Here is a 13,368-nt window from a genome sequence, read left to right on the forward strand (position 1 = left end):
CCTCGTGCGGAGGTCGCTCGCCGCGCCCTCCCGCGGTCTACGTGTGGCACTCCAGGACGGACCCGCACACCCCGCACCTGGCGCGCACCCGCCGGCCCGCCGGCACCCGCAGCCGTTGCCGGCACACCGGGCACGGGAAAGAGACCCGGGCCGAGGGGCCGCTCCCCTCGAAGGCGTACGGAGCACCCTCCGCCGCCCGCCCGTAGCGGCGGTCCTTCGCGTACCGGTGCCGCGCCGCCCACCCGGCCGCCGCCAGCGGGGGCTGCCGGTCGTCCCGCGCCGCCTCCGCCCGCCCCAGGGTCCACGCCTCGTAGGCGCGGGGGCTGGTGAACCACGGCGAGGGGTCCTCCCCGAACACCTCCGCCCGCTTGGCCAGCACGTATCCGAACTCCTCCGGTGTCAGATACCCGAGTTTCTGGCTGGACATCCCGTCTTCCCGGAAGGCGTCGAGCAGCAGCCAGCCCGCCCCCAGATAGGCGGTCACCACATCGGTGAGGATCTCGTTGTCCCTGGTGCCGGAAAAGCCCAGGTCGAGGCGGTGGAGCAGCACGTGCGTGATCTCATGGGCCAACGCCGCCCCGACGTCCTTGCGGTGGCCCCGGAAGCGGTCGTTCAGCTCCACGAAGTACTCGGGACCGGCGGCCAGTTCGACGCTCGCCGCGTGCTCCATCTCCCGGAAGCTCACGATCATCCGCGCCTCGGGCAGCCTCAGATGGTGCACGAGGGCCCTGGCCACACGCTGCGCCCCGAGGTGGAGGTCCTCCTCGTCGGTGAAGGCCACGGCCGCCGGGTGAACGCTCGCCCCGTACTGCCGCACCCCGTCCGCCGACAGTCGCCGGTACAGCGCGGTGATCGAGGCCCGGACCGTGGCGAGGTGCGGGAACCCATGGACGACTTCGTTTCCGTTCGGCACGCCGCACCCCCTTCCCTCCACTGTACGAGGCCGTGCGGGAGTGCGGCGCTGGCCGAAAACGTGCCCTTGTGGCCCCCACTGGGCGCTGTCCATAATCCCGACCAAGCCTTGACGCGCTCATGCCATCAAGGCCAACCCCCCATGAAAGGCAGACACTTGAAGAAGAACAGGTTCGTCCGCGCCCTTCAGAGAATCGCCGCCGCCGGCGCCGTCGTCCTCGCGGCCGTCAGCCTCCAGCCCTCCAACGCCTTCGCCGCGCCCGCCCCGGTCGTCGGCGGAACCCGCGCCGCGCAGGGCGAGTTCCCCTGGATGGTCAGGCTCTCCATGGGCTGTGGTGGCTCCATGCTGACCTCGCAGATCGTCCTCACCGCCGCCCACTGCGTGAGCGGCTCCGGCAACAACACCAGCATCACCGCCACCGTCGGTGTCGTGGACCTCCAGTCCAGCAGCGCCATCAAGGTCCGCTCCACCAAGGTCCTCCAGGCCCCCGGCTACAACGGCAACGGCAAGGACTGGGCCCTCATCAAGCTCGCGTCGCCGATCACCTCGGTCCCCACCCTCAAGATCGCCGACACCACCGCGTACAACAGCGGCACCTTCACCGTCGCCGGCTGGGGCGCGGCCCGCGAGGGCGGGGCGCAGCAGCGCTACCTCCTCAAGGCCACCGTCCCCTTCGTCTCCGACGCCGACTGCAAGAGGGCGTACGGCAGCTCCCTGATCGCCGGCGAGGAGATCTGCGCCGGCTTCCCCCAGGGCGGCGTCGACACCTGTCAGGGTGACTCCGGCGGCCCGATGTTCCGCCGCGACAACGCCGGCGCCTGGATCCAGGTCGGCATCGTCAGCTGGGGCCAGGGCTGCGCCCGCCCGAACTACCCCGGCGTGTACACCGAGGTCTCGACCTTCGCCGCCCAGATCAAGTCCGCCGCGGCGACCCTCTAGCGGCGGCCTTCCCGCACGCCACCGGGCGGGTACGGAGGCGGGGCCGCCGCCTCCGTACCCGCCCACCGCTCAATCGAGCCGCACGTTCCCCGCCCCGCCCTCCAGTTCGAGCACCCACACCTCGTTGGGGCCCTCCCGGAGGACGGGGCCCGGGACGAAGAGCGACTCCTGCGGGCCCGCGCTCCAGTACCGGCCGAGGCAGAAGCCGTTCACCCACACGAAGCCCCGTGTCCCGCCCGGCAGCGACAGCGCCGCGTCACCCGGCCCGGACACCTCGACCGCCGCCCGGTACAGCCCCGGCAGCCCCTCGGCGGCCACCGGACGGAACGGCACCTTCGCGACCGCCGGCGCCTCGAAGGCGTCGAGCCGCAGCCCCCGGGCCCGCACCCCGTGCACGTACTGCCGCTCGTGCCGGACCCCGCCCGTGATCCCCTTCGGCTCCGCCTGCCGCGGCCCGTAGTTGACCCGCCCCAGGGACTCCACCCACAGCTCCACCACCGCGGGCCCCGCCACCGGCTCCGGCAGCACCGCGTCCTCCGAGGTCAGCACGACCGCCCGGACCCCGTCCACGTACACCACGGCACGGTCGCGCATCCCGGTCACCGAGAGCGGATACGGCTGCCGGGGGCCGGGGACCTCCAGGCGGTAGCGCACCAGGCCCCGGTCCACGCCCAGTTCCTCGAAGGTCGGCGGCATCGGCGTCCGCGCCTCCTCGTCGCCGAGGACCTCCAGGACCTCCCCGAGCGGCGCCCACTCCGCCAGGGCCGCCCCGGCCGGCCCGGCGATCCGCCGTGGCGGCTCCGGCACCTCGGGAAGCGGCCCCTCCGCGTACTCCGCGAGCACCTCACGGAACCGCCAGTACTTCTCCGTCGGCAGCCCCGCCTCGTCCACCGGCGCGTCGTAGTCGTACGAGGTCACCGTCGCCCGCAACTCGCCCTCGTGCAGCTCACCGGCCCGGTTCGCCCCCGCCCAGCCCGCGAAGTTCGTGCCCCCGTGCGCCATGTAGACGTTCACCGACGCCCCGCACTCCAGGATCTCCCGCAGGGTCGCCGCCGCGTCCGCCGTGTCCCGTACGGAATGCTCCGTGCCCCAGTGGTCGAACCAGCCGCACCAGAACTCCATGCACATCAGCGGCCCCGACGGCTGATGCCGCCGCAGCGCCGCGAACGCCTCCCGCGCCCCCGAGCCGAAGTTCGCCGTCGCCAGCACACCCGGCACCGACCCGCCCGTCAGCATGTGGTCCTCCGGGCCGTCCGAGGTGAACAGCGGCACCTCCACCCCGCAGTCGAGCAGCAGATCCGCGACCTGGCGCAGATACCCCCGGTCCGAGCCGTAACTCCCGTACTCGTTCTCCACCTGGACCATGATCACCGGCCCGCCGCGGCCGATCTGCCGCTCCACCACCTGCGGCAGCAGCCTGCGGAACCAGCGCTCCACAGGGGCGAGATACCCGGCGTCGGCCGTTCGCACCCGCCGCCCCAGGCGGCCCGTCAGCCAGTGCGGCAGCCCGCCGTTCTCCCACTCGGCGCAGATGTACGGCCCCGGCCGCACGATCGCCCACATCCCGGCCGCCGCGACGGCGTCCAGGAAACGGCCGAGGGCGCCCACGTCCCCGTAACGGCCGGGCTCCGGCTCGTACAGATTCCACGGGACGTACGTCTCGACACAGGTGAGCCCCATCGCACGGAGCATCTCCAGGCGATGGCCCCACTGCTCCTCGTGCACCCGGAAGTAGTGCAGCGCCCCCGACAGCAGCCGGACCGGCCGGCCGTCCAGGAGAAAGTCCTCGTCACCCACAGCGAACGTCCTCATGACGTCACCCTCGCCCTCTGGCGGCGGACCGGTCCATGGACAAAGATCGTCGCTGTTTGGACGGAAGAAAGGCAGGTACGGCGGATGTACCACACCTGGATGCGCTATTTCACGCCCAGCCCGGTCCACCACCGCCTCGGGCTCGTCTGCCTCGGCGTCGGACTCCAGCACGGCGCCCTGCCCACCGTCGGCCCGCGCACCCTCGACCACCACGTGGCCGTCGTCGTCAGCGCCGGCAGCGGCTGGTACCGGGGCACCGACGGCCGCCGCACCACCGTCACCGCACCCGCCCTGATCTGGCTCACCCCCGGCGTACCCCACCACTACTCCGCCGACCCCGGCACCGGATGGGACGAGGCCTTCGTCGACTTCGCGGGGCCCGCCACCACCACCTACACCGAACTCGGCTACATCGAACCCGACCGGCCCGTCGTCCCCCTCTCCGACGCCGCCGCCCCGCGCGCCGCCGTCAGCCGCATCGCCCGCGCCGCCCGCCGGGGCAACCCCCTCCTGGAGGTCGAGACCGGGGCCGCAGTCCACGAACTCCTCGTCGCCCTGCGCCGCGCCCGCGCCGACACCAACGCCGACGGCGACCCCGTCCTCACCGCCCTCGCCCGCGACGCCTTCCAGCCGCTGTCCGTCGCCGAGCACGCCGCCCGCCACGGCATGACCCAGGCCGAACTGCGCACCGCCGTCCGGCGCACCGCCGGGTGCAGCCCCAAGGACTATCTGCTCACCATCCGGCTCGGCCGCGCCAAGGAACTCCTCGCCGCCACCGAACTGCCCGTCGCCGCCGTCGCCCGCCGCGTCGGCTACGACGACCCCGCCTACTTCTCCCGGCTCTTCACCCGCAGGGTCGGTACCGCCCCCATCCGCTTCCGCGAACAACAGGGCCGGACCGTACCCGGCGGGTGGAGCAACCGGATCCCGGATCCCGAACACCCGCCGACCATCCGCCCCCGATCCGTCTAAGCTCGCTGCTCATGAGCGAGATCGACGAGTCCGTCACCGCGGAACTGACCAGGCTGCGTGAGAGCATCGACAACATCGACGCGGCGGTCGTCCACATGCTCGCCGAACGCTTCAAATGCACCCAGCAGGTCGGTGTCCTCAAGGCCAAGCACCAGCTGCCGCCCGCCGACCCGGCGCGCGAGTCCCGCCAGATCGCCCGGCTGCGGGAGCTGGCCGAGAGCGCGAAGCTTGACCCGGCGTTCGCGGAGAAGCTGCTGAACTTCATCATCGCGGAGGTCATCCGCCACCACGAGACGATCGCGGACGGAGCGCAGCCATGAACCGCGTCACTCTCTTCACCCTCGGCGGGACGATCTCCGCGCGGGGCGGCGACGCGAGCCGCATGACGGGCGCCGAGGTCCTCGCCGGCCTCGGCGTCACCGACGGGACCGACCTCGCCGTCGAACTGCGCGACTTCCGCCGGCTCCCCAGCTCCTCCCTCACCTTCGAGGACCTCACCGCCCTCGCCCAGGAGGTCCGCGAGACCGTCGCCCAGGGCTCCGGCGTCGTCGTGGTCCAGGGCACCGACACCCTGGAGGAGACCGCCTTCCTCCTCGACCTGCTCTGCGAGACCGACAGGCCCGTCGTCGTCACCGGCGCCATGCGCCGCCCCGACCTGCCCGGCGCCGACGGGCCGGCCAACCTGGCCGCCGCGGCCGACCCCGGCTGCGCGGGCCTCGGCGTCCTCGTCGTCCTGGCCGACGAGATCCATGCCGCCCGGCTCGTCCGCAAGACCCACACCACCTCCGTCGCCACCTTCGCCTCCCCGGGCGCCGGGCCGCTCGGCGCCGTCGTCGAGGGCGAGCCGCGCGTCCTGCTGCGCCCCAACGGCACCAGCGCCATCCACCCCCTCCGCTTCGACCCGGCGGTACGCGTCGCCCTGGTCACCCTCTCCCTCGGCGACCGCGGCGAACTCCTCGAAGCGGTCGACTCCCGCTTCGACGGCCTCGTCGTCGCCGCCTTCGGCGCCGGCCACGTCCCCGCCTGGCTCGTCGAACCCCTGGAACGGCTCGCGACCCGCATCCCCGTCGTCCTCGCCTCCCGTACCGGCGCCGGCGCGACCCTCACCCGTACCTACCGCGGACCCGGCTCCGAGCACGACCTCCTGAAACGCGGCATCATCCCCGCCGGTCCCCTCGACCCCGCCAAGGCCCGCCTCCTCCTCCACGCGCTCCTCTCCACCGGCGCCAAGAGCACGAGCGGATACGACCGCCCCGGCATCACCGCCGCCTTCACCCACGTCACCGGCACCGGCCTGGCCTGACGACGCCGCGCTGAGCTGTCAGCGGAACCCCCGTGCCCCGCCGCCACCCCATCGGGCAGCATGGGCCCATGTCCGTACTGACGCGCGACGAAGCGCAGACCCGTGCCCAGCTCCTCGACGTCCAGCACTACACGGTCGACCTCGACCTCACGACCGGCGACGAGACCTTCGAATCCACCGCGCTCATCCGGTTCACCGCCCGGACCGCGGGGGACACCTTCGTCGAGCTGAAGCCCGTGACGCTCCACTCCCTCCTTCTCGACGGCGAGCCCCTCGACCCCGCGTCCCTCGTCGAGAACCGGGTCCCGCTGAGCCTCACGGAGGGCGAGCACGAGCTGCGCGCCGTCGCGACCATGCGGTACTCCCGTACCGGCGAGGGCATGCACCGCTTCACGGACCCCACCGACGGCGAGTCGTACGTCTACACCCAGCTCTTCATGGAAGACGTCCAGCGCGTCTTCGCCGCCTTCGACCAGCCCGACCTGAAGGCCGTCTTCGAGGTGAGCGTCAAGGCCCCCGAGGGCTGGACCGTCCTCGCCAACGGCATCACCGAGCAGCAGAGCGACGGCAGCTGGAAGGCCGCCGCCACCCCGCTGCTCTCCACCTACTTCGTCTGCGTCGCCGCCGGCCCCTGGCACTCCGTCCGCACCGAGCACGCCGGACTGCCCTTCGCCATCCACTGCCGCCGCTCCCTCGCGCCCCACCTCGACGCCGACGCCGACGAGATCCTGGACATCACCAAGGCCTGCTTCGACCGCTTCCACGAGAAGTTCGAGGAGCCGTACCCCTTCGACTCCTACGACCAGGCCTTCGTCCCCGAGTTCAACGCGGGCGCCATGGAGAACCCCGGCCTCGTCACCTTCCGCGACGAGTTCGTCTACCGCTCCGCCGTCACCGTCACCGAACGCCAGACCCGCGCCATGGTCATCGCCCACGAGATGGCCCACATGTGGTTCGGCGACCTCGTCACCCTGCGCTGGTGGGACGACATCTGGCTGAACGAGTCCTTCGCCGAGTACATGGGCTACCAGACCGTCAACGAGGCCTGCTCCGACCGCTTCCCCGACACCTGGATCGACTTCGGCATCGAGCGCAAGGCCTGGGGCTACGACGCCGACCAGCGCCCCTCGACCCACCCCGTCGCCCCCGATCCGGACGCGGTCCCCGACACCGCCTCCGCGCTCCTCAACTTCGACGGCATCTCCTACGCCAAGGGCGCCTCCGCCCTGCGCCAGCTCGTCGCCTGGATGGGCGAGAAGGACTTCCTCGCCGGCATCAACGCCCACTTCAAGCGCCACCGGTTCGGCAACGCCACGCTCGCCGACTTCATCGACAACCTCGCCTCCGCGACCGACCGCGACGTCCACGCCTGGGCAGAGCGGTGGCTGCGGACCACCGGCGTCGACACCCTCACCCCCGAGCGGGGCGGCGACGAGACCCGCACCACGCTCACCGTCCGCCACGACGGCAGCCGGCCGCACCGCATCGCCGTCGGCGTCTACGACCGCGACCTCCTCGACGGCCGCCGCCTCGTCGCGCGCGAACGCCTGGAGATCGACGTCCCGCAGAGCGCGCCCCTCGACCTCTCCGGCCCGCGCCCCGCCCTCGTCGTCCTCAACGACGGCGACCTCACGTACGCCAAGGTCCGCCTGGACGAGACCTCGCTGGAGACCGCCCTGCGCGGCATCTCCGGCATCCCCGACGCGCTCACCCGCGCGCTCGTCTGGAACACCCTGCGCGACATGGTCCGCGACGGCGAACTCGCCCCCGGCGACTACCTGGCGACGGCCGGCGCCCACCTGCCCGCGGAGACGGACCTCGCCATCGTGCAGGGCGTCCTCGCCTTCGCCCGCACCCAGATCGCCGACCGGTACGTCTCCGCCGAGGAGCGCCCCGCCGCGCTGGCCCTGCTCACCGGCCTCGCCCGCGACCTCATCCGCCGCACCGAGGACGGCGACAACCCCGGACTGCGCCTCACCGCCGTCCGTACGTTCATCAGCAGCGCCACCCAGCCCGACACCATCGCTGGCTGGCTCGCCGACGGCACCGTCCCCGGCGGCCCGGAGATCGACCCCGAGCTGCGCTGGCGCATCCTCGCCCGGCTCGCGGTCCTCGGCGCGGTCGACGAGGCCGCGATCGACCGGGAGCTGGAGCGCGACCCGAGCGCCACCGGCCAGGAGGGCGCGGCCCGCTGCCGCGCCGCCCTGCCGACACCCGAGGCGAAGGCGGCCGCCTGGTCCCGCCTCTTCGACGCGGACGACCTCTCCAACTACCTGTTCACGGCGACGGCCCAGGGCTTCTGGCAGCCCGAACAGGCCGATCTGGTAAGGGAGTACGTGCCGCGCTACTACCCGGCGGCCACCGCGCTCGGCGCCCGCCGGGGCGCCGCGATGGCGGATGCGGCCGGCCGCTACGCGTTCCCGGCGTTCGCGATCGACCAGGAGTCCCTGTCCCTGGGCGAATCCCACCTCACCGACCCCACCCTGACCCCGGCCCTCCACCGCAAACTGACCGACCAGCTCGCCGACCTCCGCCGAGCCCTGAGGGTCCGCACGACCTGACCACCGGATCGCGGCCGACCGCCGACCACGGGGGACGGGCCTTGTCCAGGCCCCGTCCCCCGTTCGGGTTGCTCCGGCGACATCGCCGGACAAACCCGCAGAACCCCCGGCAGGCTCCTGCCCATGCGTGCCGACCCCGCCCCACCCCCCGCCGCGACAGACACCGACGCCCTGCGCCCCCTCCTGGACACCGTCCTCGACGCACTCCGCGCCGGCGCGGCCGCCCGCGGCGGGCCGATCCCCTCCGGCGGACCGGACCAGGTCGCCGCGCACGTCCGCGAGGCCCTCGGCGGGGACCCGCTCCCGCAGACCGGCACCGGCACCGACCCCACCGCCACCCTCCACACCCTCACCCGCGCCCTCGCGGAAGGAGCCGCGGACCCCGCCCACCCCCTCTGCGCCGCCCACCTCCACACCCCACCCCTCGCGCTCGCCGTCGCCGCCGACCTCGCCGCGTCCGTGCTCAACCCCTCCATGGACTCCTGGGACCAGGCCCCCGCCGCCTCCGCCCTCGAAGCCCTCGTGACCGAGGCCCTCGCGAAAGCCGCGTACCCCGACGCGCCCCGCCCCGACGCCCTCGTCACCACCGGCGGCACCGAGTCCAACCAGCTCGCGCTGCTCCTCGCCCGCGAGCGCCACGGCCCGGGCCACACCGTCCAAACCGTCGTCGGCGCCAACGCCCACCACTCCTTCCGCCGCGCCGCCTGGCTCCTCGGCCTCCCCGAGCCGGTGAGCGTGCCCACCCCCAACGGCACCCTCGACCCCGTCGCCCTCGACGAGGCGCTCACCGACCTCCACGGCCCCCTCCTCGTCGCCGCGACCGCCGGCACCACCGACACCGGCCGCATCGACCCCCTGCCGGAGATCGCCGACCTCTGCGACGCCCACCACGCCGAGCTGCACGTCGACGCCGCCTACGGCGGACCGCTCCTCTTCAGCGCCACCCGCCACACCCTCCTGGCCGGACTCGACCGCGCCCGCACGGTCACCCTCGACCTGCACAAACTGGGCTGGCAGCCGGCCGCCGCCGGACTCCTCGCCGTACGGGACGGGCGCGACCTCGCCGCCCTCTCCCACACCGCCGACTACCTCAACGCCGCCGACGACACCGAGGCCGGCCTCCCCGACCTCCTCGGCCGCTCCCTGCGCACCACCCGTCGCCCCGACATCCTCAAGATCGCCGTCACCCTGCGAACCCTCGGCCGGGACGGCATGGGCGCGCTCGTCGACCGGGTCTGCGACCTCGCCCGACAGCTCGCCGACCTCGTCGAGAGGAGCCCCGGCCTTCAGCTGTACGAGCGCCCGACCCTGACCACCGTCCTGTTCCGGCCCACCGCCGCCGACGACACCACCGTCGCCGCGATCCGCCGCACCCTCCTCACCGAAGGGCGTGCCGTCCTCGGCCGGGCCCACGCGGACGGCCGGCTCTGGCTCAAGGCCACCCTGCTCAACCCCCACGCCACCCCCGGCGACCTCCAAGACATCCTGGACCTCGTGGAAGGCAGCACCGACCGATGACCGGCAGCACCCCCCAGCGCGACCTCGACCACCCCCATGACCTGGTGGGCATCGGTATCGGCCCCTTCAACCTCTCGCTCGCCGCCCTCGCCCAGGGCGTCCCCGGCGGTCTCGCCACCGCGTTCTTCGACCAGAACCCGGACTTCCACTGGCACCCCGGCCTCCTCATCGAGGGCGCCACGCTCCAGGTCCCCTTCCTCGCCGACCTGGTGACCCTCGCCGACCCCGCCAGCCCCTGGTCGTTCCTCGCCTATCTGCGCTCCCGCGACCGGCTCTTCCCCTTCTACTTCGCCGAGAAGTTCCACATCCAGCGAGCCGAGTACGACGCCTACTGCCGCTGGGTCAGCGCCCAGCTCCCCGGACTGCACTTCGGCCACCAGGTCGACGCCGTCCGCTGGAGCCCCGAACGCGACCTGTTCGAGGTCGACTTCACCCAGCTCGACAAGGACGGCGAGGCCGAGGCGCTGGGCCGCGCGTACACCCGGAACGTGGTCCTCGGCGTCGGCACCGAGCCGTACGTACCCGAGCCCCTGCGGCCGCTCGCCGACGCCCCGAACGTCCCCGTCCTCCACTCGGCCGACTATCTGCACCACCGCGAGCGGCTCCTCGCCGCCGAGCACGTCACGGTGATCGGCTCCGGCCAGTCCGGCGCCGAGATCTTCCTCGACCTGCTCCGGGCCAGGCCCACCGGCGCCGAGAAGATCCACTGGCTGGCCAGGACCGAGGCCTTCGCGCCCATGGAGTACTCCAAGCTCGGCCTGGAGCACTTCACCCCCGACTACACCCGCTACTTCCACGCGCTGCCCGAGCAGACGCGCAACGAACTCGTGCCGAGCCAATGGCAGTTGCACAAGGGCATCGACACCGACACCATCGCCGCCATCCACGACGAGCTCTACCGGCGCACCCTCCACGGCGGCTGGCCCGACGCCGTCCTCACCCCCGGGGTCCGTGTCCGCACCGCCGGCCGCGTCGCCACCACCAAGGTCGAACTCCATCTTGAGCACGTACAGCAGTCGACCCGCTCCCGCCTCACCACCGACGCCGTCGTCCTCGCCACCGGCTACCGCGAACGCCCCGTCGACCGGATGCTCGCCGGGCTCGACCCGTATCTGCGCCACGACTCCGCCGGACGGGCCAGGATCGACGACGAGTTCCGGCTCGTCCTCGACGCGTCCGTCACCGGCTCCGTCTACGTACAGAACGCCGAGAAGCACACCCACGGCGTCGGCGCCCCCGACCTCGGCCTCGCCGCCTGGCGCAGCGCCACCATCCTCAACTCGCTCACGGGCAAGGAGCCGTACCCGCTGCCGCGCCGCACCGCCTTCACCAGCTTCGGCCTGGAACGGCGAGAGGCGCCACACATCCCGGCCCAGGGCCAGGCGTTGACGCCTCTCACACAGAGCTGAGCCGCACTAGAAGACGGGGACTCCGTCCCGTGTCAGCTTCCAGTCCACCGACGCGAACTGGCCCGGGTCGATCGACCCCTTCGCCTTCACCCACTGGATGATGGTGTTGCGGATCTCGTCCGAATTCGCCCACAGCTGCTGGGCGTTGGCGACGTGCGGGAACGCGCCGCCGCCGCTGGCACGGTAGTTGTTCACGGCGAGCACGAACTGCGCGGCCGGGTCGATCGGCTTGCCGCCGAAGGACAGGTTCACGATCCGCGACCCGGCCGGCTTGGCGATGTCGATCTCGTACGTCACGCCGTACACGGCGTCGTAGTTGTAGTCCGGCGTGCCGTCCGCGTTCGTCAGCTTCGCCGTGTCGACGGGCACGCCCGCCGGGGTTTGGACGTAGTACCGCGCCGAGAACTCCAGGTAGTCCTTGATCTGGGCGCCCGTCAGAAGACGCGCCTCCAGGGTGTTCTCGAAGACATAGAGCCCGGCCGCGTCCCGGATGGTGACCTGACCGGCCGGGATCGCCGCCGTACGGGAGAAGCAGGACGCCTGCGACAGGACCGGCAGGGCCGCGTACGCGCCGCCGGCCAGCGCCTGCTTCACCGTCTCCGCCTGGACGTGGTTGATCAGGTCGATGATCGGCTCGTCCTTCCACGGCGCGTCCGCCGTGGCCATCGTCGCGCTGGAGGTGCCGATGATCTGGTTGACGTACGCGACGACCTTCTTGTGCTCGTCGGCGAGCAGCCCGACGATCTCCGGGTCCTCCTCCACGGTGTTGGAGTTCAGCACCTGGGCGCCGACCTTCTCGACGACCCAGCGGCCCTTCTGCCACACCAGGTCGAAGTCGAAGAGGGTGAGGCGCTGACCCCACTTGAGCGGCTCGGACAGCACGACGTCCTTGCCGGTCTCCTTGTTCTTCACCCGGTACTCGGGGATCTCGGTGTGCGCGTGGCCCACCAGGATCGCGTCGATGCCGGGGACCTGCTCGGCGACGAGACCGGCCGCGTTCTCGATGTGCGGGAGCTGGTCACCGTACGAGGACGTGCCGCTGGAACCGCTGTGCGCCGACACGACCACGACGTCCGCGCCCATCGAGCGGAGCCTCGGCACCCACTTCGCCGCCTGCTCCTCCAGACCGGGGAAGACCATCTTGCCGCTGACGTTGGCCTTGTCCCAGATCGCGATGCCGGGGTTGGTCAGACCGAGTACCGCGACCTTCACGTCCCGGCCGTGCGGGGTGCGCAGGCGGTGCATGCTGTACGGCGGGAACGCCGGCCGCAGCGTCTTCGCGTCGAGCGCGTTGGCGCCGAGCAGCGGGAAGTCGCACTGCTCCTCGAACTTCCGCAGCACGGGTATGCCGTAGTTGAACTCGTGGTTGCCGAGCGCGGCGGCGTCGTAGCCGATCGCGTTCATCGCCTGCGCCATCGGGTGCACCGGGCCGCGGCGGGCGGTGATCGGGTCGACCTTGGCGTAGTAGTACGACAGCTGGGTGCCCTGGATCGTGTCGCCGGCGTCGATGAGGAGCGTGTTGCGCTTCCCCTTCGCCTTGCGCACCTGGTCGACGAGGGTGGAGATCTTCGCGAGGCCGACGTCGTTGTGCGCCTTGTCGTCGAACTCCTTGTCGGTGAAGTAGTCCCAGTTGAAGACGTTTCCGTGCAGGTCGGTGGTGCCCATCACGGTGAAGGAGTACCGCTTGGCGGGCCGCGGGCGCGGTCCGTGGGCCTGCGCCGGGGCTGCGGCGACCCCCGTGGTGAGGGCGGCTCCGGCTCCGACGGCGACGGAGCTCTCCAGGAACGTCCGGCGGTTCAGCGGCATGTGTTTCTCCTTGGTCCAATGGCGCACAACGCGCGTAGATTCTGGCCCACCAGTCACGTCGGCGACAGAGTTTTCCGGTTACGGAGTGGGAAAGTGTTCGGGATCGCAGCCGTCGCCCGTACGAGGGAGCCCGAA

10 protein-coding genes are annotated in these 13,368 nt (G+C 72.2%); 7 read left to right on the forward strand and 3 right to left on the reverse strand.

Going from position 1 to position 13,368, the window contains the following annotated elements:
• Positions 1–37: 37 nt before the first annotated feature.
• Complete coding sequence (locus ACZ3OF_RS08505; RefSeq protein ID WP_361669280.1) at positions 38–913, reverse strand: hypothetical protein; 876 nt, start codon at positions 911–913, stop codon at positions 38–40.
• A gap of 141 nt (positions 914–1,054) precedes the next feature.
• On the opposite strand from ACZ3OF_RS08505, the gene ACZ3OF_RS08510 reads away from it, so the two are divergent.
• Positions 1,055–1,852: a S1 family peptidase gene (locus ACZ3OF_RS08510; protein WP_361669277.1), complete on the forward strand. Its 798-nt coding sequence runs from the start codon at positions 1,055–1,057 to the stop codon at positions 1,850–1,852.
• Between the two features lie 69 nt (positions 1,853–1,921).
• Here ACZ3OF_RS08510 and ACZ3OF_RS08515 read toward each other — a convergent pair whose 3' ends face one another.
• Complete coding sequence (locus ACZ3OF_RS08515) at positions 1,922–3,664, reverse strand: glycoside hydrolase family 35 protein (protein ID WP_467303528.1); 1,743 nt, start codon at positions 3,662–3,664, stop codon at positions 1,922–1,924.
• An 84-nt stretch (positions 3,665–3,748) separates the two neighbouring features.
• Here ACZ3OF_RS08515 and ACZ3OF_RS08520 point away from each other — a divergent pair, with 84 nt between their 5' ends.
• The 6 genes from ACZ3OF_RS08520 to ACZ3OF_RS08545 all read left to right on the forward strand — a co-directional run bounded on the left by ACZ3OF_RS08520 (position 3,749) and on the right by ACZ3OF_RS08545 (position 11,427).
• Entirely contained in the window at positions 3,749–4,636 is an 888-nt protein-coding gene (locus tag ACZ3OF_RS08520; RefSeq protein ID WP_361669272.1) for a helix-turn-helix transcriptional regulator, read from the forward strand.
• 11 nt (positions 4,637–4,647) lie between these two features.
• The gene (locus tag ACZ3OF_RS08525; protein ID WP_361669269.1) at positions 4,648–4,956 is read left to right on the forward strand and encodes a chorismate mutase; all 309 of its coding nucleotides are present in this window, start codon (positions 4,648–4,650) and stop codon (positions 4,954–4,956) included.
• On the forward strand, positions 4,953–5,939 hold the full coding sequence (locus ACZ3OF_RS08530) for an asparaginase (RefSeq protein ID WP_467303532.1): 987 nt from the start codon (positions 4,953–4,955) through the stop codon (positions 5,937–5,939). Before ACZ3OF_RS08525 ends, ACZ3OF_RS08530 begins: the two co-directional genes overlap by 4 nt.
• A gap of 68 nt (positions 5,940–6,007) precedes the next feature.
• The gene (gene pepN / locus ACZ3OF_RS08535) at positions 6,008–8,500 is read left to right on the forward strand and encodes an aminopeptidase N (RefSeq protein ID WP_467303534.1); all 2,493 of its coding nucleotides are present in this window, start codon (positions 6,008–6,010) and stop codon (positions 8,498–8,500) included.
• 123 nt (positions 8,501–8,623) lie between these two features.
• On the forward strand, positions 8,624–10,018 hold the full coding sequence (locus ACZ3OF_RS08540) for a pyridoxal phosphate-dependent decarboxylase family protein (protein ID WP_467303536.1): 1,395 nt from the start codon (positions 8,624–8,626) through the stop codon (positions 10,016–10,018).
• Positions 10,015–11,427: a lysine N(6)-hydroxylase/L-ornithine N(5)-oxygenase family protein gene (locus tag ACZ3OF_RS08545; RefSeq protein WP_361669260.1), complete on the forward strand. Its 1,413-nt coding sequence runs from the start codon at positions 10,015–10,017 to the stop codon at positions 11,425–11,427. Before ACZ3OF_RS08540 ends, ACZ3OF_RS08545 begins: the two co-directional genes overlap by 4 nt.
• Before the next feature lie 6 nt (positions 11,428–11,433).
• Here ACZ3OF_RS08545 and ACZ3OF_RS08550 read toward each other — a convergent pair whose 3' ends face one another.
• Positions 11,434–13,233, reverse strand: a complete 1,800-nt coding sequence (locus ACZ3OF_RS08550) for a bifunctional metallophosphatase/5'-nucleotidase (RefSeq protein ID WP_467303538.1) — start codon at positions 13,231–13,233, stop codon at positions 11,434–11,436.
• Positions 13,234–13,368 lie beyond the last annotated feature (135 nt).

Source organism: Streptomyces sp. NPDC022552 (assembly GCF_055561875.1).

Coding starts and splice junctions, on each gene's coding strand:
- ACZ3OF_RS08540 (WP_467303536.1), top strand. CDS start 8,624: ATGCGTGCCGACCCCGCCCCACCCCCCGCCGCGACAGACACCGACGCC.
- ACZ3OF_RS08510 (WP_361669277.1), top strand. CDS start 1,055: ATGAAAGGCAGACACTTGAAGAAGAACAGGTTCGTCCGCGCCCTTCAG.
- ACZ3OF_RS08550 (WP_467303538.1), bottom strand. CDS start 13,233: ATGCCGCTGAACCGCCGGACGTTCCTGGAGAGCTCCGTCGCCGTCGGA.
- ACZ3OF_RS08545 (WP_361669260.1), top strand. CDS start 10,015: ATGACCGGCAGCACCCCCCAGCGCGACCTCGACCACCCCCATGACCTG.
- ACZ3OF_RS08520 (WP_361669272.1), top strand. CDS start 3,749: ATGTACCACACCTGGATGCGCTATTTCACGCCCAGCCCGGTCCACCAC.
- ACZ3OF_RS08525 (WP_361669269.1), top strand. CDS start 4,648: ATGAGCGAGATCGACGAGTCCGTCACCGCGGAACTGACCAGGCTGCGT.
- pepN (WP_467303534.1), top strand. CDS start 6,008: ATGTCCGTACTGACGCGCGACGAAGCGCAGACCCGTGCCCAGCTCCTC.
- ACZ3OF_RS08530 (WP_467303532.1), top strand. CDS start 4,953: ATGAACCGCGTCACTCTCTTCACCCTCGGCGGGACGATCTCCGCGCGG.
- ACZ3OF_RS08515 (WP_467303528.1), bottom strand. CDS start 3,664: ATGAGGACGTTCGCTGTGGGTGACGAGGACTTTCTCCTGGACGGCCGG.